Origin of the sequence: Streptomyces capillispiralis, assembly GCF_007829875.1 — a bacterium.
Taxonomy (GTDB): Bacteria; Actinomycetota; Actinomycetes; order Streptomycetales; family Streptomycetaceae; genus Streptomyces; species Streptomyces capillispiralis.
In genome coordinates this window covers 4,292,918-4,312,051 of the sequence record NZ_VIWV01000001.1, presented here as the reverse complement: position 1 = coordinate 4,312,051, position 19,134 = coordinate 4,292,918, and the positions used below count along the sequence as shown (strand labels likewise).

General features: G+C 72.8%; 20 protein-coding genes. 8 read left to right on the top strand and 12 right to left on the bottom strand.

What is annotated here, in order from left to right:
- Positions 1 to 28: 28 nt before the first annotated feature.
- The gene (locus FHX78_RS18605; protein ID WP_145868556.1) at positions 29 to 445 is read right to left on the bottom strand and encodes a DUF2000 domain-containing protein; all 417 of its coding nucleotides are present in this window, start codon (positions 443 to 445) and stop codon (positions 29 to 31) included.
- Between the two features lie 50 nt (positions 446 to 495).
- Here FHX78_RS18605 and FHX78_RS18600 point away from each other — a divergent pair, with 50 nt between their 5' ends.
- Positions 496 to 1,323, top strand: a complete 828-nt coding sequence (locus tag FHX78_RS18600) for an AraC family transcriptional regulator (protein WP_145868555.1) — start codon at positions 496 to 498, stop codon at positions 1,321 to 1,323.
- 82 nt (positions 1,324 to 1,405) lie between these two features.
- Here FHX78_RS18600 and FHX78_RS18595 read toward each other — a convergent pair whose 3' ends face one another.
- Both FHX78_RS18595 and mshA read right to left on the bottom strand, forming a co-directional pair.
- Positions 1,406 to 1,945: a type III secretion system chaperone family protein gene (locus FHX78_RS18595; protein WP_145868554.1), complete on the bottom strand. Its 540-nt coding sequence runs from the start codon at positions 1,943 to 1,945 to the stop codon at positions 1,406 to 1,408.
- The gene (mshA, locus tag FHX78_RS18590; RefSeq protein ID WP_145868553.1) at positions 1,938 to 3,275 is read right to left on the bottom strand and encodes a D-inositol-3-phosphate glycosyltransferase; all 1,338 of its coding nucleotides are present in this window, start codon (positions 3,273 to 3,275) and stop codon (positions 1,938 to 1,940) included. Before mshA ends, FHX78_RS18595 begins: the two co-directional genes overlap by 8 nt.
- A gap of 276 nt (positions 3,276 to 3,551) precedes the next feature.
- On the opposite strand from mshA, the gene FHX78_RS18585 reads away from it, so the two are divergent.
- The 3 genes from FHX78_RS18585 (at position 3,552) to FHX78_RS18575 (ending at position 7,637) form a co-directional block, all read left to right on the top strand.
- Positions 3,552 to 4,343 carry a class I SAM-dependent methyltransferase gene (locus FHX78_RS18585; protein WP_145868552.1) on the top strand — a complete coding sequence of 264 codons (792 nt, stop codon included), beginning with the start codon at positions 3,552 to 3,554 and terminating at the stop codon, positions 4,341 to 4,343.
- 296 nt (positions 4,344 to 4,639) lie between these two features.
- Positions 4,640 to 5,776 (top strand): C40 family peptidase, encoded by a 1,137-nt coding sequence (locus FHX78_RS18580; protein WP_145868551.1) that lies wholly within the window; start codon positions 4,640 to 4,642, stop codon positions 5,774 to 5,776.
- A gap of 487 nt (positions 5,777 to 6,263) precedes the next feature.
- Entirely contained in the window at positions 6,264 to 7,637 is a 1,374-nt protein-coding gene (locus FHX78_RS18575) for a PP2C family protein-serine/threonine phosphatase (protein ID WP_145868550.1), read from the top strand.
- 24 nt (positions 7,638 to 7,661) lie between these two features.
- Here FHX78_RS18575 and FHX78_RS18570 read toward each other — a convergent pair whose 3' ends face one another.
- From FHX78_RS18570 to FHX78_RS18555, 4 genes are all read right to left on the bottom strand, one after another.
- The gene (locus FHX78_RS18570) at positions 7,662 to 7,997 is read right to left on the bottom strand and encodes a DUF2516 family protein (RefSeq protein ID WP_189908554.1); all 336 of its coding nucleotides are present in this window, start codon (positions 7,995 to 7,997) and stop codon (positions 7,662 to 7,664) included.
- A 128-nt stretch (positions 7,998 to 8,125) separates the two neighbouring features.
- A complete protein-coding gene (locus tag FHX78_RS18565) occupies positions 8,126 to 8,728 on the bottom strand; it encodes a hypothetical protein (protein ID WP_145868549.1) in 603 nt (200 codons plus the stop codon).
- A gap of 80 nt (positions 8,729 to 8,808) precedes the next feature.
- Positions 8,809 to 9,417, bottom strand: a complete 609-nt coding sequence (locus FHX78_RS18560) for a helix-turn-helix domain-containing protein (RefSeq protein ID WP_145868548.1) — start codon at positions 9,415 to 9,417, stop codon at positions 8,809 to 8,811.
- A gap of 99 nt (positions 9,418 to 9,516) precedes the next feature.
- Positions 9,517 to 10,182: a maleylpyruvate isomerase family mycothiol-dependent enzyme gene (locus FHX78_RS18555; RefSeq protein WP_145868547.1), complete on the bottom strand. Its 666-nt coding sequence runs from the start codon at positions 10,180 to 10,182 to the stop codon at positions 9,517 to 9,519.
- 522 nt (positions 10,183 to 10,704) lie between these two features.
- On the opposite strand from FHX78_RS18555, the gene FHX78_RS18550 reads away from it, so the two are divergent.
- Positions 10,705 to 11,565 carry a GNAT family N-acetyltransferase gene (locus FHX78_RS18550; protein WP_145868546.1) on the top strand — a complete coding sequence of 287 codons (861 nt, stop codon included), beginning with the start codon at positions 10,705 to 10,707 and terminating at the stop codon, positions 11,563 to 11,565.
- Between the two features lie 18 nt (positions 11,566 to 11,583).
- A complete protein-coding gene (locus FHX78_RS18545; RefSeq protein WP_145868545.1) occupies positions 11,584 to 12,198 on the top strand; it encodes a DinB family protein in 615 nt (204 codons plus the stop codon).
- A 56-nt stretch (positions 12,199 to 12,254) separates the two neighbouring features.
- On the opposite strand, the gene FHX78_RS18540 is transcribed toward FHX78_RS18545, so the two are convergent.
- The 4 genes from FHX78_RS18540 to FHX78_RS18525 are packed head-to-tail and all read right to left on the bottom strand — an operon-like array spanning position 12,255 to position 16,692.
- The gene (locus tag FHX78_RS18540) at positions 12,255 to 13,091 is read right to left on the bottom strand and encodes a carbohydrate ABC transporter permease (RefSeq protein WP_145868544.1); all 837 of its coding nucleotides are present in this window, start codon (positions 13,089 to 13,091) and stop codon (positions 12,255 to 12,257) included.
- Positions 13,088 to 14,098: a carbohydrate ABC transporter permease gene (locus FHX78_RS18535; protein ID WP_145868543.1), complete on the bottom strand. Its 1,011-nt coding sequence runs from the start codon at positions 14,096 to 14,098 to the stop codon at positions 13,088 to 13,090. The genes FHX78_RS18540 and FHX78_RS18535 overlap by 4 nt, the downstream gene beginning before the upstream one ends.
- Positions 14,099 to 14,100: 2 nt before the next feature.
- On the bottom strand, positions 14,101 to 15,396 hold the full coding sequence (locus FHX78_RS18530; RefSeq protein WP_145868542.1) for an ABC transporter substrate-binding protein: 1,296 nt from the start codon (positions 15,394 to 15,396) through the stop codon (positions 14,101 to 14,103).
- A 54-nt stretch (positions 15,397 to 15,450) separates the two neighbouring features.
- Positions 15,451 to 16,692 (bottom strand): aminotransferase class V-fold PLP-dependent enzyme, encoded by a 1,242-nt coding sequence (locus FHX78_RS18525; protein ID WP_145868541.1) that lies wholly within the window; start codon positions 16,690 to 16,692, stop codon positions 15,451 to 15,453.
- Between the two features lie 281 nt (positions 16,693 to 16,973).
- On the opposite strand from FHX78_RS18525, the gene FHX78_RS18520 reads away from it, so the two are divergent.
- A complete protein-coding gene (locus tag FHX78_RS18520) occupies positions 16,974 to 17,678 on the top strand; it encodes a FadR/GntR family transcriptional regulator (protein WP_145868540.1) in 705 nt (234 codons plus the stop codon).
- 153 nt (positions 17,679 to 17,831) lie between these two features.
- On the opposite strand, the gene FHX78_RS18515 is transcribed toward FHX78_RS18520, so the two are convergent.
- Positions 17,832 to 18,182 (bottom strand): winged helix-turn-helix transcriptional regulator, encoded by a 351-nt coding sequence (locus FHX78_RS18515; RefSeq protein ID WP_145868539.1) that lies wholly within the window; start codon positions 18,180 to 18,182, stop codon positions 17,832 to 17,834.
- A 50-nt stretch (positions 18,183 to 18,232) separates the two neighbouring features.
- On the opposite strand from FHX78_RS18515, the gene FHX78_RS18510 reads away from it, so the two are divergent.
- Positions 18,233 to 19,120: an NAD(P)-dependent oxidoreductase gene (locus tag FHX78_RS18510; RefSeq protein ID WP_145868538.1), complete on the top strand. Its 888-nt coding sequence runs from the start codon at positions 18,233 to 18,235 to the stop codon at positions 19,118 to 19,120.
- Positions 19,121 to 19,134 lie beyond the last annotated feature (14 nt).

Sequence of the window (19,134 nt, the reverse complement as noted above, 5' to 3'; positions counted from 1 at the left end):
CGCGGGCGCGGCCGGCGCCCGCGCGGCGTCACGGGTGCATTCGCGCGCCCTTCAGCACCTTGTCGACCGCGTTCCGCGGGCCGTGCACCGACAGGCCGACCAGGTCGAGGTCCGCGGTGCCGACGGCCCGTACCGCCGCGCGGTTGGCCTCGTCGTGGCCCGTGGCGAACAGGTCCGAGGTGAAGACCGCGCGGGGGAGGGCGCGGGACAGGGCCCGTGTGTGGGCGGCCCTCAGGGTTTCCTTCGTGCCCTTGAAGACCAGGACCGGCTGGCGGAACATCGGCAGGTACGGCACCTGGTCCGCGTCCTCGTACGGTTCCCCGATCAGCTCCGGCACCTGGGTGCCCAGGCCGCTGACCAGGAACGCGGTGACGTTGAGGCGCTGCCAGGGTTCCAGGTCCTCGCGCAGCAGTACGGCGATCTTCGTGTCGAAGCGAGTGCTCATGCCGTTCAGGCTGCCGGTGCGGGTCCGCCAGCGTCTTGTACGTTGTTTGCATGACCGCGGAGCGTTCCGAGCGGACCGTCTCTGCCTGGCGGCCCCGCGTCCCGGGCGTCGTCGAGGTGTTCCACGCCCACTTCACCGAGTACGCCTATCCGATGCACGTCCACGATGCCTGGACGCTGCTCATCGTCGACGACGGCGCCGTACGGTACGACCTGGACCGGCACGAGCACGGCACCCCGCACGACACGGTGTCCCTGCTGCCGCCGCACGTCCCCCACAACGGCTCCCCCGCCACCACCGGCGGCTTCCGCAAACGGGTGCTCTACCTCGACGGCAGCCGTCTCGGCGACGATCTGATCGGGGCCGCCGTCGACCGTCCCGACCTGCGGGATCCGTTGCTGCGGCGGCGCGTGGGGCAGGTGCACTCGGCGCTGGTGCGGCCCGGTGACGAGCTGGAGGCGGAGAGCAGGCTGACGCTGGTGGGGGAGCGGCTGCGGGCCCATCTGCGGTCGCGGGACGTCACCGGCACGGCGCGGCGCGATCCCGTGCTCGCGCGCCGGCTGCGGGAGTTGCTGGACGCGCGGGTGGTCGAGGGGCTCACCCTGGAGGAGGCGGGCACGCTGCTGTCCGCCCATCCCGCGCATCTGGTCCGCGCGTTCAGCGGCGCGTACGGCATCGCCCCGCACCAGTACCTGACGTCCCGCCGGGTGGGCCGGGCGCGGCGGCTGCTGCTGGAGGGGCAGTCGCCGAGCGGCGTGGCGGCCGCCACCGGGTTCTACGACCAGGCGCACCTCACCCGGCACTTCCGGAAGCTGGTGGGCGTCGCACCCGGCCGGTATCGCGGGAGCGGCCGCGCGGACGACGCCGGAGTGGTGTGAGCGACGCGCTGTCGTGTGAGCGACGCGCTGTCGTGTGAGCCGTGTCGTGGTGTGAGCCGTGTCGTGGTGTGAGCCGGGTGTGTCAGTCGGGGGCCGTGTTCCGCGTCTGCTCCGACGGGCGGGCCAGCAGGTGGGCAAACGCGTCCAGGTTGCGGGTCGGCTCGCCGCGCGACACCCGCCACGCGTACTCCTTGCGGATCGCGGAGGCGAAACCGAGCTCCAGGAGGGTGTTGAAGCTGCCGTCGGCGGCTTCCAGGACCTGGCCGAGGAGCCGGTCGACCTCGTCCGCGGTGACGGCGGACAGCGGGAGGCGGCCGGTGACGTAGATGTCGCCGAGCGGGTCGACCGCGTAGCTCACGCCGAAGAGCTTCAGGTTGCGCTCCAGGAGCCAGCGGTGGACGGCCCCCTCGTTCTCGTCGGGGTGCCGGATGACGAAGGCGTTGAGGCTGAGCGTGTGCCGGCCGGCGATCAGGGACACCGTCGTGGACAGCTTGCGGGTGCCGGGGAGCTTCACCACGTACGTGCCGGGAGCGGTGCTCTCCCACTCCAGCTCGGCGTCCTTCAGCACGCCCTCGATGACCTGCGCCGCCCGCTGTGCCGCTTCCGCTGCCCTGTCAGCCATGGTGCGAGCGTACGTGACGGCGGTGCGCGTGGGTCGCGGCCGTGTAGACGTCGGCCGTGGCGGCGGCCGCGGCGTCCCAGCCGAAGGACTGGGCGTGCCGGGCGGCGGCCTCGCCCATGCGGTCGGCGAGATGCGGGTGGTCGGCGAAGTCGCGGAGCACGCGCGCGTAGGCGGCCGGGTCGTGGCCCTGGACGAGGAAACCGGTGTCCCCGTCCCGTACGGCCACCGGAAGGCCGCCGACCGCCGCGGCGAGCACCGGAGTGCCGGAGGCCTGGGCCTCTATGGCGACCAGTCCGAAGGACTCGCTGTAGGAGGGCATCACGAGCACGGACGCCGCGCGGAACCAGTCCGCGAGCTGTTCCTGGCCGACGGGCGGGCGGAACCGTACGACGTCCGCGATGCCCAGCCGCGCGGCGAGCTTCTGGAGCCCCTCCGGCTTGGCGAGGCCGCTGCCGCTCGGGCCACCGACCACGGGGACGCAGATGCGCGAGCGCAGTTCGGGGCGCTCGTCGAGCAGGACGGCCACCGCGCGCAGGAGCACGTCCGGGGCCTTCAGCGGCTGGATGCGGCCCGCGAAGAGCGGGATCAGGGCGTCCTGGGGCAGCCCGAGGCGCGCCCGCGCGGCGGCACGGCCGTCGGCCGGGCGGAAGCGGGAGAGGTTGACGCCCGGGTGGACGACGGCGACCTTGCCGGGCTCGGCCGCGTAGTGCCGTACCAGCTCGTCCGCCTCCTCGGCGGTGTTGGCGATCAGGCGGTCCGCGGCGGCGACGATCTGGGTCTCGCCGATGACCCGCGCGGCGGGCTCGGGGGTGTCGCCGTCGGCCAGGTTGGCGTTCTTGACCTTGGCCATGGTGTGCATGGCGTGCACCAGGGGGACGCCCCAGCGCTGGGCGGCGAGCCAGCCGACGTGGCCGGAGAGCCAGTAGTGCGAGTGGACCAGGTCGTAGTGGCCGGGCCGGTGGCCGGCCCAGGCCTGCATCACGCCGTGGGTGAAGGCGCACAGCTGGGCGGGCAGCTCCTCCTTGGCCAGTCCCTCGTAGGGGCCGGCGTCGACGTGCCGGACCAGGACGCCGGGGGCGAGCTCGACGGAGGGCGGGAGGGCGGCGGTGGTCGCCCGGGTGAAGATCTCGACCTCGATGTTGATCGCGGCGAGGCGCTGCGCCAGCTCCACGATGTAGACGTTCATGCCGCCCGCGTCGCCGGTGCCCGGCTGGTGGAGCGGGGAGGTGTGCACGGAGAGCATCGCCACACGGCGGGGCCTGCGGTGCAGTCGCAGCCGGGGCGATGCGGCGGTGGAACGCCGCCCGAGCCTCGCGATGTACTGGCTCACGTGGCGTTCCTCCTCGCTGCGGGCATGGCTGTCGGAGGGTGTGCGGGCCCTCTGGGGGCTCAACACCGGAAGGACCCGTTCCCATTTCCGGACGGCGTCTCCGGTTCGGGTATTTACCGAATCATTACCGCTGGTCGCTCAACCGTTCGAGAACGGCGTGCGTGGCGCCCGCGCCGGCACTCCCCGCGCGGGTGCCCCCTTACCCTCGTCCGTATGACCGTGCGCGCCGCCTCCCTCCCCCACGCCCGGAGCCGCCCGGGCGGGAGGAGCCCCGTCGTGGGCACGGTGACGCGCGGCACGACCAACCCCAACCGGCTGCGCCGCATGGACCGCTGGATCGCGGCCACGCACGGCGCGGAACTGCGCCGCGCGGAGGATCCCGTCGCCGTCGACCTCGGGTACGGCGCGGCCCCCTGGACGGCCGTCGAACTGCTGCACCGGCTGCGCACCGTCGCCCCCCGCGCGCGCGTGGCGGGCGTCGAGATCGAACCGGCCCGGGTCGCGGCGGCACGGCCGTACGAGCGCGAGGGCCTGCTCTTCCACCACGGCGGGTTCGAGATCCCGGTCGCGGGACGGCCCCTGCTCGTCCGCGCGGCGAACGTGCTGCGCCAGTACGACGAGGCCGAGGTCGCCGCCGTGTGGCGGCGGCTGTGCGCGCGGCTCGCCCCGGCCGACCCGGCGACGGGCTCGCGCGGCGGGCTGCTCGTCGAGGGCACCTGCGACGAGATCGGACGCCGGCACGTGTGGGTGGCGCTCGGGCCGGAAGGGCCGCGCACCGTCACCTTCGCGACCCGGCTCGGCTCGCTGGAGCGCCCCTCGGACCTGGCCGAACGCCTGCCGAAGGCGCTGATCCACCGCAATGTCCCCGGCGAGCCGGTGCACGCCTTCCTGCGCGACTTCGACCGCGCCTGGGCCGCCGCCGCGCCCTACGCCTCCTACGGTGCCCGGCAGCGCTGGATCCGGTCCGTGCGGGACCTCACGGCCGACTGGCCGGTGACGGACGGGCCGGTGCGGTGGCGGCAGGGGGAAGTGACGGTGCGGTGGGGGGCGTTGGCGCCTCGCGGCTGAGGGTGCGGCGCGGCTGCCCGCGGCTTCCCACGGCTGCGGGCGGCTTCCCCCGGCTTTTCCGGCCGCCCCCAGTTTCCACGGCTGCCCGCGGCCGGCGGCCGACGGCCGGCGGCCGGCGGCCCCGGGAACGATCTCCGTGAGTCGTTCGTCACATCGACGGGGTGATCGTGGTGCCGGGGAATGACGGGGAGGGTGGGCGGGGAAGTACTCCCTCTGTCGTTTCGCGCGCCGGCATGGCAGCATCCCCCGGGCGACCGGAAGTTACCGACGGTTAACCAGGTGGGGGTGCGGCAGTCATGGGCAAGGGCAAGCGCGGGTGGCTCGCGGCGGCCGTGACCGTGGTCTGTGCGGTCACCGTGCTGGCGGTGCCCGGCACGGCGTTCGCGGCCCCCACTCCCCCGCCGCCCCCGGGCGCGAGTCCCGGCGCCGGCGTCCCGGCCGACAAGGACCTCGAGGCCGTACGCGAGAAGCTCGACAAGCTCTACCGCGCCGCGGCCGTCGCCACCGACGCGTACAACGCGGCCGAGGAGAAGGCGGAGCAGCAGTCCGCCGAGATCGTCCGGCTGGCGAAGAAGATCGTCGAGGGCCGGGAGCGGCTGGAGGAGCTGGAGGCCCGCGCGGGCGCCGCGGCCGCCGCCCAGTACCGCGGCGGCGGACTGCCGCCCGAGGCCCATCTGATGCTGAGCGACGATCCGCAGGACTTCCTCGACGGCGCGGGGCGGGTGCGGCAGGGCCAGCACGCCACCAACGGACTGCTCGGCGAAATGACCCGCACCCAGCAGGACTTGGAGCAGTACGCGCGCGACGCCGACGCCCAGTGGAAGAAGCTGGAGGCCGGGCGCAAGGCCAAGGCGAAGGCGCAGCAGCGGATCGAGCGGCAGATCGAGGCGGCCGAGAAGGTCGAGTCCGAGCTGGAGACGGAGGAGAAGGAGCGCCTGGCCCTCCTGGAGCAGCGGGCCGCCGACCGGGCGCAGAGCGCCTGGCTCAGCTCGGGCATCCTCGACGACATCGACGGCAGGGCGACGGAGCAGGGCAAGAAGGCCGTCGCGTACGCCACCGCGCAGATCGGCAAGCCGTACCAGTGGGGCGCCGAGGGCCCCAGGACGTACGACTGCTCCGGACTGACCTCGCAGGCCTGGACGACGGCCGGGCAGGGCATCCCGCGCACCTCGCAGGCGCAGTGGAAGCAGCTGGAGCGCGTCGCCGTCGAGGAGATGCGGCCCGGTGACCTCGTCATCTACTTCGACGACGCCAGCCACGTCGGGATGTACGTGGGGGACGGTGCCATCGTGCACGCCCCGCGCCCCGGGCGGGCGGTGACGCTGGCGGGGGCCGGGTCGATGCCGATCCTCGGCGTGGTGCGGCCGGACCCGGGCTCGGAGCCGGACGGCACGCCGGACTCACAGGGCACGCGGAACAAGCCGAGCACATAGAACAAGCCGAGCGCACAGAACACGCACAGCACGCACAGCGCACAGAGCACAGAGCACAGAGCACGCACAGCACGCACAGCACGCAGAGCACGCACAAGAACGCAGAGCGGCCGGGACACGAACGAAAACCGACCGGCGGGGCGCGCCCGTCCGTCCGCTCAACGGCCCGGTGTCATGGGCCACGTGACCCAGCGCACGTGGATCTTGCGGCCAAACCCCCTGCGGACGTGACGTTCGTCATCACCGCGTCATCGCCGGCCTGTCCAACTGCGATAGTAAACGCGGCATATGACAGTGGCCGATGTCCGGGCGACGTGGTTCACACCATTCCGTTGCGGCGCCGTCAACCGCTATGGTCCCCGTTCGAAGGGGGCGCCCCCCGCTCGCACAGAAGGTGTGAGCTCGGGAAAGGGTCGCGAACCCCGGGTCCGTACGACGGGCCCCGGCCCCCACCGTGCCCTCGGGGGGAGGGAAGGAAACCGGAACCATGCCCGTACCCGTACCGCGGCAGAGAGCGATCCCGGCCGCGGAAGGTGGTCAGGCGCCGGCCGCCGCACCGAACGGCGGCTCCGCCCAGGACTCCTCGGAGACCTCGGCGGCGGCCCCGCGCGCGGCGGACCCGTCCGAGAACACCACGGACCGGGCCGCGGCCGCGCCGGACAGGGCCGAGACGGCCGCCCACACCAACCTCACCCTGCTGCTGATCGAGGACGATCCCGGCGGCTCGCCGATCGTGCCGGACCTGCTCGACCAGTCCGGCAAGCCGATCCGCGTCCGCACCGCCCGCAACCTCACCGAGGCCGGACGGCTGCTGACCGACGATGTCCACTGCATCCTGCTCGACCTCGACCTCGCCCTGCCCGCGCCGGGCCGGACCGGCGACGGTGGCGACGAGCTGGCCGTGCTCCAGCACGTCCTGGAACTCGCGCCCCGGCACGCCGTCCTCGCCCTCACCGGTGCCGACGACGCCGAGCGCGGCGCGGAGGCGGTACGGGTGGGCGCCCAGGACTACCTCGTCCGCGACGAGCTGGACGGCCGGCTGCTGAGCCGGGCGATCCGGTACGCGGTGGAGCGCAAGCGCTCCGACTCCGCCGAGCGGCGGCTCGCCGAGGGCAGACTGCGCGCCCAGGAGAACGCCCGCCTGGAGCGCGGCCTGCTGCCGACACCGCTGCTGGACGGCTCCCCGCTGCGCTTCGCCGCCCGCTACCGCCCCGGCCGCTCACGGGCCCTGCTCGGCGGCGACTTCTACGACGTCGTCCGCACCCCGGACGGCACCGTGCACGCCATGATCGGCGACGTCTGCGGGCACGGCCCGGACGAGGCCGCCCTCGGCGTGGAGCTGCGCATCGCCTGGCGCGCGCTGACCCTGGCGGGGCTGTGCGGGGACCAGCTGCTGGGCACGCTCCAGGAGGTGCTGGAGCACGAACGCGCGGACGACGAGATCTTCGCGACCCTGTGCACGGTGGACATCGCGCCGGACGGCCGCCGGGCGGGCCTGTGCCTGGCCGGCCACCCGTCGCCGCTGCTGGCCCGCCCGGGCCTGCCGGCGCGGCTGCTGCCGTACGACAACAACGGCCCGGCGCTCGGGCTGCTGCCGGGCGCCCGCTGGCCGCGGATGCAGGTGGAGCTGGGCGCCGAGTGGAGCCTGATGCTCTACACCGACGGCCTGATCGAGGGCCGCGTCGGCGACACCGGCGAACGGCTCGGCCAGGACGGCATGGTCGAGATGATCCGCCGCCAGCTCTCCGAGGGCCTGCGCGGGGAGGAACTACTGCGCACCGCCGTCAACGAGGTCCGGGACCTCAACGGCGGCGAGCTGACGGACGACGTGGCGGTGCTGCTGCTGGACCGGACCGTTTGAGCGGCGGGCCGCCCCCCGTCAGCGTCAGCGTCCGCCGTTGTACGGCCCGTAGGGGCCGTCGCTGCTGGAGCCTCTGCGGCTGCTGCGGCCGCCGCCGGGCAGGCCGCGGAGGGCCGGGCGGACGTCGACCATGTAGACGATGGTCGCGATCAGGCCGATGATCGGCAGGAACGACAGGATGTTGAAGATCAGGTTCACCACGAAGGCGATGGCGAGGATGATCAGCCAGAACGGCTTGGTCTGCTTGTCGGCCGCGCGGTAGGCGTCCTCACGGCGCGTGGCGGCGTCGATCAGCGCGAAGCCGCTGAACACGATCAGGGCCATGCTCAGCAGCCACATGAAGTTGTTGAAGCCCTGCATCAGCACTGGGTCCACCACCCGATTCGGCTCGTCCGCTACGCCGTCACCGTACCCGCATACCCGGGCCGGCTATCAGGACAACGGGCCGGACACCACGAGAGTGCCCGGCCCGCCGTCGCGTCCGCCGCCTACTCGGCGGGCGGAGTGGACTTCTTGGCGGCCGGCTTGCGCACCGGCGCCTTCTTGGCGGGGGCCGGCTTCTTCACCGCGGCGGCCTCGGCGGGCTTGTGGTCCGCGACCGCGACCGGCTCGGTCTTCACCTCGGTCTTCGGCTCGGGCGACGGCTCGACCGCCACGGCGATGTCCTCGATGCCCTCGGCGGCCTCGCCGCGCCAGGTCTTCACGGCCTGCTCGCCGTGCTCGGCGACCTTCTCGTAGGTCTCCCGGGCCTTGACCGCGTACTCGGCGGCGACGCCCACCCCGCGCAGCGCGAGGTCCTGGGCGGTCTCACCGAGCTTCTTCAGGTCGGTGTCGAGCGAGCCGAAGAGCTCGCCGACCTTGGTCTGGAGCGTTTCCTGCGTCTCGCGGACCCGGACGGTCGCCCGCTCCTGGACGGCCTTGGGGTCGGTGTTGCGCACGGCCTCGATGCGCGCCGGGGCCTCGGTGCGCAGCTGCTCCACCAGGGCGGGCACCTTCTTGGCCTGCTGCAGCGCGAGGTCGGCGGTGCCGGCGGCGAAGTAGAGCGGGGTCGGGTCGCTGAAGGTCTTGCGCAGGTCGTCGGTGATGGCCATGGTGATGGTCCTCCCGGATTCGTTTTTCGGCTGAGGGTTTTCAAGTGGTCCGCGGCGGGCGGCCGGTGCCCTGGTCCGGTTCAGCCGGCCGTCTGCCGCGGATCGGTGTCGCTGCCGCCGTCCTCGCGGGGCCGGCGCCTGCCCGACGTCCCGCCGCCGGCCGTACGGCTCCGGCGTATCCCGGCACCGCCGCCCGAGGCGTCCACCGCGCGGTCACTCCCGTCGGCTCCGGCCTCGGAGCCCCCGGCGACCTCCTCGGTCTCGTCGGTCCCGATGACCTCGATGACCTCGTGGTCCCCGTCCGTCGCCTGACCGTCCCCGGCGGCCCCAAACCCGTTCTCCTTGCGGAAGGACTCGTAGATCTGGAGTAGAACCTGCTTCTGACGCTCCGTCAGGGTGGGGTCGGCGAGCAGCACGGCCCGCGTCGCCCCTTCCCGCAGGCGCTCCTCGCCGTCCCGCTCCGCGTCGAGGATGCCGGCCCTGACGTACAGGGTCTCGGCGGAGATCCGCAGCGCCTTGGCGACCTGCTGCAGCACCTCCGCGCTCGGCTTGCGCAGCCCGCGCTCGATCTGGCTGAGATACGGATTGGACACCCCGGCGGCGTCGGCGAGCTGCCGCAGCGACAGCTGCGCGCTGCGCCGCTGCTCGCGCAGGTACTCACCGAGATTGCCGACGTTGAGCGATGCCATACCCCCACCCTGCCGCACCGCGCTAACTATTGCAAGCACCTGCTTGCAAAAGTGCGCCACGTCCGGGCGGCCGCGGTCCGGCCCTGGAGGGCGGCGGCGTCACGCCATCGCGCCTCGGCTGCGCAGGAGTTCCACGCCGTCGCCGTCGAGATCGTCGCAGTACGCCGTGCGTCCGGTCATGGCCATCACCAGGGCGAGGGTGGGGCCGGACACGACCGGCCCCGCGCCGGTCGTGAAGGGGCCGTCGTTCGCGACGAGCCGCAGGCCGGCGACGCGTTTCCTGGCCACGACGACGAGGTCCGAGCCCTGGTAGTACTCGGCGACCCGGGTGACGGCCCCGATCGGGTGGTCGCGGCGGATGCCCAGCGGGCGCCGGATGTCCTCCCCGTGCACGATCGTCTCGCCCAGCATGGCGAGGGCGGGCAGGGGAGGCTTGGTGGTGCTCGGGACGACGCGCCGGAACCGTTCGAGCGTCTCGGCCGGGGCCGTGCCCAGCTGCTCGGCCAGCCGCATGGCGACCTGCCGGTCGAAGTCGAACCGGCAGCGGATCACCCCCGCCATCCAGCGCACGGTGTTGAGGCTCGCGCCCGCGGTGAGGTGGGCGAGCACTTCGCGCACCGTCAGGCCCTCGCAGAGCGAGGGCGTTTCCCAGCGCTCGTCCGGCATGTCCGCGAGGTCGTCCGCCAGCGCGGCCCGCTCGGCGTGGATGAGGGGCCAGGCCCCGTCGCCGTGGCCGCGGGGCGTTGTCACTGCGGGGTCGGTCATGCGTCAGGTTCTCCTGTCACGGGGGGCGTGGACGTACGCCCACGGTCGCACCCGGGCCGCGCCGGCACGGGCGTTCGAGAGGGAGACTGCCGTTCCGGCGCGAAGTCATCGGCCGTGGAGGGCTTTCCTCCGTGTGTGCGGACCGTCCCGGAGGCGCACGATCCGGGCCGGGGTGGCCTCGCCCGGGAGCGGAGGGGACAGGGCCGCGGGCCGCCGGGGCGAGGGGCGTGGAGGGCGCCGAGGAGCGGACCGTCGTGGAGCACACGCCCCGGCCCGGGGCTCGCGGGAGCGGAGGGTGGGACGGGGCAGCCGCAGCCGCCGGAGGCCGGCGGGGCGTGGTCACCGGCGGAGGTTCACGCTCCGGGTGTGACTTCGGGCCATCCTCGGTGGCGGTGCGGGCCGGTGGACGGGCAGCGCGGCCGAGCGAGGGAGGGAGAGGGCCGTCTGCCGGGACGGCACGGCCCGGCGTGGGAGACCGGCGGGAAAGCGGCGGGCCCCCGGGCCGATCCGGGAGCATGAGGCATGACCTCGGACGACTGGTACCTCACCGAAGACGTCGACGACTTCCTCGCCCGCGCGGGAGACTTCCTGCGCTCGCGGCCCGGCGCGCACGTGATGGCGCTGACGTGGGCCGAGAGGGTGCGGACCCGGGGAGCGGGGGCCTTCGGCGCCGAGACCGCCGTCTTCGGTGTGCTGGAGCGGGCGGGCGAGGTGCAGGCGACGTTCCACCGCCTCGTGCCCCGCGCGCTGACCCCCACCGCGCTCACGCCCGAGCAGGCCGACGCACTGGCCGCGCGGCTGGCCGCCCTCGGGCACTCCCTCCCCTCCGTCAGCGCGGACCACGACACCGCCACCGCTTTCGCCGAGGCGTGGCAGCGGCGCACCGGCGCCACGCCGAGGCTCCGTGACACGCGGCTGCGGCTGTACCGGCTCGGCACGCTCACACCGCCGGACCCCATGCCGGCCGGCCGCGCCCGCGTCCTGGGCGACGACGACCTCGACGAGGTGATGTTCTGGTGCGGCGAGTTCGCCGCGGCGGTCGGGGAGGCCGTGGTGATCGACGCGGACTCCTGGGCCGGCACGCGCTTCGCCGACAAGCGCTACACGGTGTGGGAGACCCCGGACGGCACCCCCGTCTCCGTCGCGGGGATGAACCCGCTGATCGGCGGTCAGATCCAGGTGGACATCGTCCACACCCCGGTCGCCCTGCGCGGCCGCGGCTACGCGGGTGCCGTCACGGCGGAGGTGAGCCGGGCCGCCCTCGCGGCGGGGGCGCGGGACGTCGTGCTGTTCGCGGACCGGGCCAACCCCACCAGCAACGCCCTGTACCAGCGGCTCGGTTACCGCCCCCTCGCCGACTGGTCGGGGTACGACTTCGCCTGAGGGGGCACACTGGCGGGCATGACCGCATCCAGGGCCGAGCCCACCGGAACCGCCCGGCAGGACCTGCTCTTCTACCTTCAGTCGGCCCGGGACGCGCTCCTGTGGAAGCTCGAAGGGCTCACCGAGTACGACGTCCGGCGCCCGCTCACGCCGACCGGCACCAACCTCCTCGGCCTGGTGAAGCACGCGGCCGGCGTGGAGCTGGGCTACCTCGGTGACACCTTCGGACGGCCGTCCGGCGAGCCGCTGCCCTGGCTCGCGGACGGCGCCGAGCCCAACGGGGACATGTGGGCGACGGCCGACGAGTCACGCGCGTTCGTCGTCGGCCTGTACCGCCGGGCCTGGGCGCACGCGGACGCGACGATCGACGCGCTGCCGCTGGAGACCACCGGCCGGGTGCCGTGGTGGCCGGACGGCAAGGACGAGGTGACGCTGCACCACGCCGTGGTGCGCGTGATCGCCGATAACCAGCGGCACGCCGGTCACGCCGACATCCTCCGGGAACTCATGGACGGCACCGTGGGCATGAACCGGAGCAACACCGCCCTGGCCTCGGACGACCCGGCCTGGTGGGAGTCCTACCGGAGCCGCCTGGAGCGCGCCGCCCGGGAGGCGGCGGACCGCGACGGCTGACACCGTCCGGACGGCCCTCCCCGCCGGCCGGACGGGTCCTCCCCGCCGGACGGCCCTCACCCCTTCACCGCCCCCGAGGTGAGCCCCTGCACGATGTGCCGGCTGGCGAAGGCGAAGAGGACCATGGTGGGCAGGATGGTCAGCACGGCCGCCGCGGACATCGAACCCCAGTCGATGTTGAAGCTGGAGATGAAGCCGTTCAGGGCCGTCGGCACCGTCTTGTTGCTGTCGCTGTTCATCAGCGTCACCGACAGGAACAGCTCGTTCCAGCAGTTGACGAAGTTGAAGATGAACGCGGCGACGATCCCGGGGCGCATCACCGGCAGCAGGACCCGCACCAGCGCCCCGAACCGGGACAGGCCGTCGATCATGGCGGCCTCCTCCAGCGCGTCCGGGATGTTCTCGAAGAAGCCGCGGAGCATCACCGTGCAGAAGGGGACGCACACGGCGATGTAGACGAGGACCAGCCCGAGGCGGTTGTCGACCAGCCGCAGGTCGGTCATCAGCAGGTACAGCGGTCCGAGCGCGATGAACGACGGGATCATCTGGGTGACCAGGGCCGCCATCAGCAGCGCGGACTTGGTGCGGAACTCGAAGCGGGCCAGGACGTACGCCGACAGGGTCGAGATCGCGGTGGCCACGGCACCGGCGACGGTCGCCACCACCAGGCTGTTGACGAGGTACGTGCCGAAGTCCGCCGTGCCGAAGAGGCCCTGGTAGTTCTCCAGCGAGAACCGCTCGGGCCAGTAGGCGAGGGGGAAGGCGAAGATGTCGCCCGGCGCCTTGAGCGAGGTGACGGTGATCCAGTAGAGCGGGAAGAGGGAGAAGACCAGCCACAGGCCGAGGAAGGTGAACTTGGTGACCCGGCCGGCCGTGGTTTCCTTGCCGATCACGACCGCACACCTCGCTTTCCGGTGCCCCGCGCCGGGATCCGGCGCTCCCGCGTGGCCAGCAGGAAGAACACCGCGAACACCATGAGCACGGCGACCACCAGGAGGCCGAGGGCGGACGCCTTGCCGTAGTCGCCCTGCTGCGTGATCTTGACCATCCAGGTCGTCACGATGTGCGTCTCGTCGTTCGGGCCGCCCCCGGTCATGCCGAAGATCAGGTCGGGGAAGTTGAAGATCCAGATCACCCGCAGCAGCACCGTCAGCGCCAGCGTCGTACGGATGTAGGGAATGGTGATTTGGAAGAGCGTGCGCGCTTTGCCGGCGCCGTCGAGCGCCGCCGCCTCGTACAGCTCGTCGGGGATCGACTGGAGCGCCGCCAGAATCATGATCGCGAAGAAGGTGACGCCGTACCAGACGTTGGCGATCAGCACCGCGATCATCGCCGTCTGCGGATCGGCCAGCCAGGCGATCGGCTCGTCGATCAGCCCCGCCTTCTGCAGCAGGTCGTTGACGACGCCGAACTCGCTGTTGAACAGCCAGCGGAACAGGATGCCGATGAGGAACCCGGAGATCGCCCAGGGGAAGAAGATCAGCGCCTGGTAGAGCCCGCGGAAGCGGAACCGACGCCGCAGCCACAGCGCGATGGCGAACCCGATCACCAACTGGGGCACGATCGAGCCGACCACCCACAGCACGGTGTTGTCCACCACCGTGCTCCAGGCGGGGTCGGTGAAGACCTCACGGAAGTTCTTCAGACCCACCCACGAGGTGTCGGTGAGGTCGGTCAGGTTCCAGTTCCGGAACGCCATCTGGCTGCCGGCGATCATCGGGTAGTAGGTGAAGAGCGCCACGAAGACCGCGGCCGGCGCCATGAAGGCGGCGATCAGCAGGCCCTGACGGGTGGTGAACTCCCGCTTGCGGCGGCCCCCCGCCGTGCCCCGGCCGGGCGGGGCGCCCTCCTTCCGCACGGAGGGCGCCGTCCCCGCGTCCGGCGTGGACGGGGTGGACATGGCTACTTCTTCCACTTCTCGGTCCAGTACGCGTCCCAGCCGGCCAGCAGTTCCTTCGGCGTCAGCTTGCCGAGGATCATCTTCTGCACGTCGGTGTCGGCCCGCTGCTGCCACTCCGTCCACCAGGCGACGCCGCGCGGCTGGGTGACGACGAGGTACTTGTCCGGGTTCTCCGTCATGGTGACGTAGCTGGCCCACGGGCCGGTCCGGTAGAACGCGTCCTCGGCCGCCGACTTCAGGATCGGCACCAGGCTGTTCTTCTTGGTGAACGCCGTCGACGCCTCCCCCTCGGAGAGGAACTCGACCAGCTTCACCGCCTCCGCCTTGTGCTCGCCGCCGTCGGCCACGCCCCACCCGGCGGTGGCCAGCGGCTGCACCGTCCTGCCGCTCGGCCCGGCCATCAGCGGGGCGGTGCTCCACTGGTCCTCGCCGATCGACTGGGACTCCGAGACGGTCGCGATGACCTCGGGGTCCTGGAGCAGGAAGGCGGTGGAGCCGTTGGAGAAGCCCTCGACCATCTCCGGGTAGCCCCACGCCACCGACGACTTGGGCGAGGCCTCCTTGAACAGTTCGAGGTACATCTCCATGGCGTCGAGCGCCTCGGGCGCGGAGAAGATCGTGCTGCCGTCCTTCAGCTTGTAGCCGTTGGCCGGGTCGATCCTCTCGGCGACGTATGCCTCGATCGCGGCGGTGGCGTTGCTGTGCGCGTTGGCGCCGCCTCGGAAGGCGTAGCCGTACCGGCGCTCCGCCGGGTCGTGGATCTTCGACGCCTGCTCCAGCAGTTCGTCCCAGGTGGCCGGCGGCTCGTCGAAGCCGGCCTGCTCGATCAGGTCGGTGCGGTGGAAGAGGCTGAGCCCGTAGAAGCCGTAGGGGACGAAGTACGTCCTGCCCTCTCCGTCCTCGGCGGCGGCGACCGCGTTGTCGGTCAGGGCGTCCCAGCCCTTCCAGCCGGCGAGGTCCTTCTTCATGTCGTACAGCCAGCCGTTGTTCGACCACGGGCCGACGGTGATGTCCCGCACCTCCAGGACGTCCACGCCGCTGCCGGACTGGAGCATCTGCTGGATCTTCTGGTCGGCCTGCTCGGTGGGCGGGGAGACCAGGTTGACCCGGACCTTCGGGTTCTTCCGCTCGAAGTCGGCGATCAGGTCCTTCAGCAGGTCGGTGCGGGCGGGGTTGGTCAGGCTCTCGACCATGTTGAGGGTGACTGTTCCGCTCTCACCGGGGCTCATGGTGGAACAGCCGGTCAGGACCATCGCGGCGGCGGTGCCGAGCGCGAGAGCTGCCGTCCTTCTTCTCATCGTGCTGACCTCTTCCTTGGTTGTACGGGGATGACGGCGCGGGACGGTGTGCGGCTAGGACGTGTGCCGCTGCTCGCGCGCCGTGCGGGCCCACTCGCCGAGGACGGGAACGCAGCTCTCGGCGAAGTACTCGTAGTCCTCGGCGGTGTTGTAGACGTGGGCGGACAGGCGCATGTAGCCGACGCCGCCGAAGCTGGTGAACGCCGCCTCGACGCCGAGTTCGGCGGTGGCCCGGTCGCGCAGGGCGTCGGCGGTGACCCGGCTGTCGGCGAGCCCCTCGGGCAGCCGCACCAGCCGCATGCCGGGCACCGGCATGCCGACGTCGACGAAGGCGTCGGTGCCGGTCAGTTCGGCGAACGCGGCGCCCACGATGCGCTCGGCGTAGCCGGCCAGGTCGTCCATGTACCGGCGGGCGGCCGGCCAGCCCCAGGTGGTGGCGACGAAGTCGAGCGCCGTCGCGGCGGCCAGGTAGCCGGTGGCGTCGATCGTGCCCTGCTGGTCGAAGCGGTCGGGGTAGGGGTCGGCCGCGCCCCAGGAGTCGATCAGCGGGTACAGCCGCTCGCGCAGCGGTCCGCGTGCCACCAGCGCCGCGGTGCCGCGCGGCGCGCAGCCCCACTTGTGCAGGTTGCCCGCCCAGAAGTCGCAGTCCAGGCCGTCGAGCGGGGCGGCGATCAGCCCGGGCGCGTGCGCGGCGTCCACGAGCAGCGGGATCCCCCGCCGCCGCGCCTCCGCGCCGATCCGCTCCACCGGCAGCCGGCGGGCGGTCGCGGAGGTGATCTGGTCGACGACGATCAGGTCGGTGGCCTCGCCCACCTCGGCCATCACCGCCTCGTACGCCTGCTCCTCACCGGCGTCCAGCGGCACCCGGGCGGTGCGGACCCGGCCGCCCCAGCGGCGGGCCAGCCGCTCGGCGCCCATCGTGACGGCGCCGTAGCCGTGGTCGGTGACGACGATCTCGCCGCCGGCCCGGCGGTCGAGACCGGCGTACACCACGCTCACGCCGGCGCTGGCGTTCGGCACCAGGGCCAGGTCACCGGGGTCCGTGCCGAGGAAGGCGGCGAGGTCGGCCCGGGCCGCCGCGAGGCGCTGCGGCAGCTCGGGGAACCACACCACCGGCGCGCTCTCCATCCGCGTGCGCAGCTCCTGCTGCCGCTCCTGGGCCACCACCGGCACGGCGCCGAACGAGCCGTGGTTGAGGTGGCGCAGGGCGGGGTCCAGCGACCACGCCCGCGCCGCCGGCCGGCCGTCGGCCAGCAGCAGGGGGCGGGGTGCGGTGGTGACCTCGGTCTCGCTCACATGGCTCCCATCTCGAACACCTCGGACGTCCGGCACGTCCGGCACGTATCGCGGCACGCACGTCTCGGGCGCCCGGAAAAGCCCGGGACATCAGACTTTCGGGGCGAGACGTATGATGACTCGGGATGGTGGCATGGGATTTTCAGCCATGACAAGACCTTTGCAGCGAGAGAAGTCAGATGACTCGCGGCCGATACATCCAAGACATCTGATCTCTCGCCCTCGCTACAGTGCACAGCGGGGCAGGCGCGACGCAGCCGGTCCGTCAGGGGAGGATTCGGATGTCCGCAGTCGACAAGGCGTTCCACGGCCTACGGCACATGATCGCCACGGGGCGGCTCGCCGCCGGGGAGCGCATTCCCCCCGAGGCGGACCTCTGCGAGGAACTGGGCGTCTCCCGGGGCTCGTTGCGCGAGGCGGTGCGCATGCTCGCGGCGCTGGGCGTGATCGAGCCCCGGCACGGCTCGGGCACCTACGTCTCCCAGCTGCGCCCGGAGGACCTGATCGGCAGCCTCTCGCTGACGCTCCAACTCCTGCCGCTGCCCGGGCTGCTGGAGGTGTACGAGATCCGGCGGGTCCTGGAGGCCCATGTCGCGGCCAAGGCCGCGGCGCGCGCGACACCGGGGACGATCGAGACGCTGTTCTCGCTGATCGAGGCGATGGAGGCCACCGACGACCCCGCCGAGGCCTCGGAACTCGACCACCGCTTCCACGCCGAGATCGCCCGGGCGGGCGGCAACCCCACCCTCGCCTCGCTGCTCGCGGTCTTCCGCGCCCGCTCCCGCAAGTACCAGGTGTTCACCCTCCCCGAGGGCCCGGAGCTGCGGGCCAAGAGCGACGCGGACCACCGGGTGCTGGCCACCGCGATCGCCGACCGCGACCCGGGCGCCGCGGCGGGCGCCGCCGAGGCCCATGTCGCCCAGACGGAGCGCTGGCTGCGGGCGCTGATGCCGCCGGTGGAGGAGGAGGACGGCTCCGCCGGCTGAGGACGGGGCCGGCACCGGGGACGCTCTTCGCCCCTCAGCCCGGAACACCCACTTTTTTGTGCGTACTTGGCAGCGCACCGGCGTCCGGCGACCCTTGACGAGGGCGGCGGACGAGCCGCCGGACGGGAAGGGAGCGGGAACCATCAGCTGCGGTCAGGAGGCCTCCGCCTCGGCCTCCGTCATCTTCTCCAGGCGGCGGTACCCCCAGTCGGACAGGGGTCCCAGGGCCTCGGCGAGGTCACGGCCGAAACCGGTCAGCGAGTAGACCGTCTTCGGCGGCAGGACGTCGTGCACCTCCCGGTGCACCAGACCGTCCGCCTCCATCTCGCGCAACGCCACGGTCAGCACCTTCTCGGTCAGCCCCGGCACCTGCCGGCGCAGCGCGGCCGGCCGGTGCGGTCCTGACTCCAGCAGCCACAGCAGCGTGGTCTTCCACTTGCCCTCGATCACGGCGATCGCGGCCGTCACCCCGCAGACGTCCGGATCGTGACGCCGGTGCACCATGCCCTGCCCCTTTCCTCAGCAATTGTCAGACACATTACGGGAGTTGACAGATGTCTGTGCACACCGACCGGTCCTCCGTCACGGTCCTCGGACTGGGCCCCATGGGCCGGGCGCTGGCCGGCGCGTTCCTCGACGCGGGACTGCGCACCACCGTCTGGAACCGCACGCCCGGCCGGGACACCGACCTGGTCGCCCGGGGCGCGGTCCCGGCCGCCTCCCCCGAGGAGGCCGTCGCCGCCGCCCCGCTCACCGTCGTGTGCGTGGTGAACTACGACGCCTCGGACGCCGTGCTGCGCCAGGACGCCGTCACCACCGCCCTCAAGGGCCGTACGGTGGTGAACCTGAGCGCCGACACCCCCGAGCGCTCCCGGGACACGGCCGCCTGGGCCGGCCGGCACGGCGTCCGCTACCTGGACGGCGCGATCATGACCCCGACCACGACGATCGGCACGGACGCCGGGGTCTTCCTGCACAGCGGCCCCGAGGAGCTGTACCGGGAGCACCGGCCGGTGCTGGACGCGCTCGGCGGCAGCCACACCCACCTCGGGGAGGACATCGGCCGGGCCGCGGCGTACGACATCGCGCTGCTCGACATCTTCTGGACGTCGATGGCCGGTTACGCGCACGCCCTCGCCGTGGCCCGCGCGGAGGGCGTCACCGCCGAGGAGCTCGCCCCGTTCGCCGGGGGCATCGCCGCGATCCTCCCGCCGCTGTTCACGCAGTTCGCGGCCGACGCCGACGCCGGCACGTACTCGGGCGAGGTGAACCCGGTCACCTCGGCCGTCTCGACCATGGCCCACGTCGTGCACGCCTCCGAGGGTCATGGCATCGACGCGAGCGTGATGCGCGTGATCGAGGGGCAGGCCCGGCGGGTGATCGCGCTCGGGCACGGCGCGGACGCGTTCACCCGGCTCGCCGAGGTGCTCGCCCGGCGCTGACCGGAGGCGGGCGG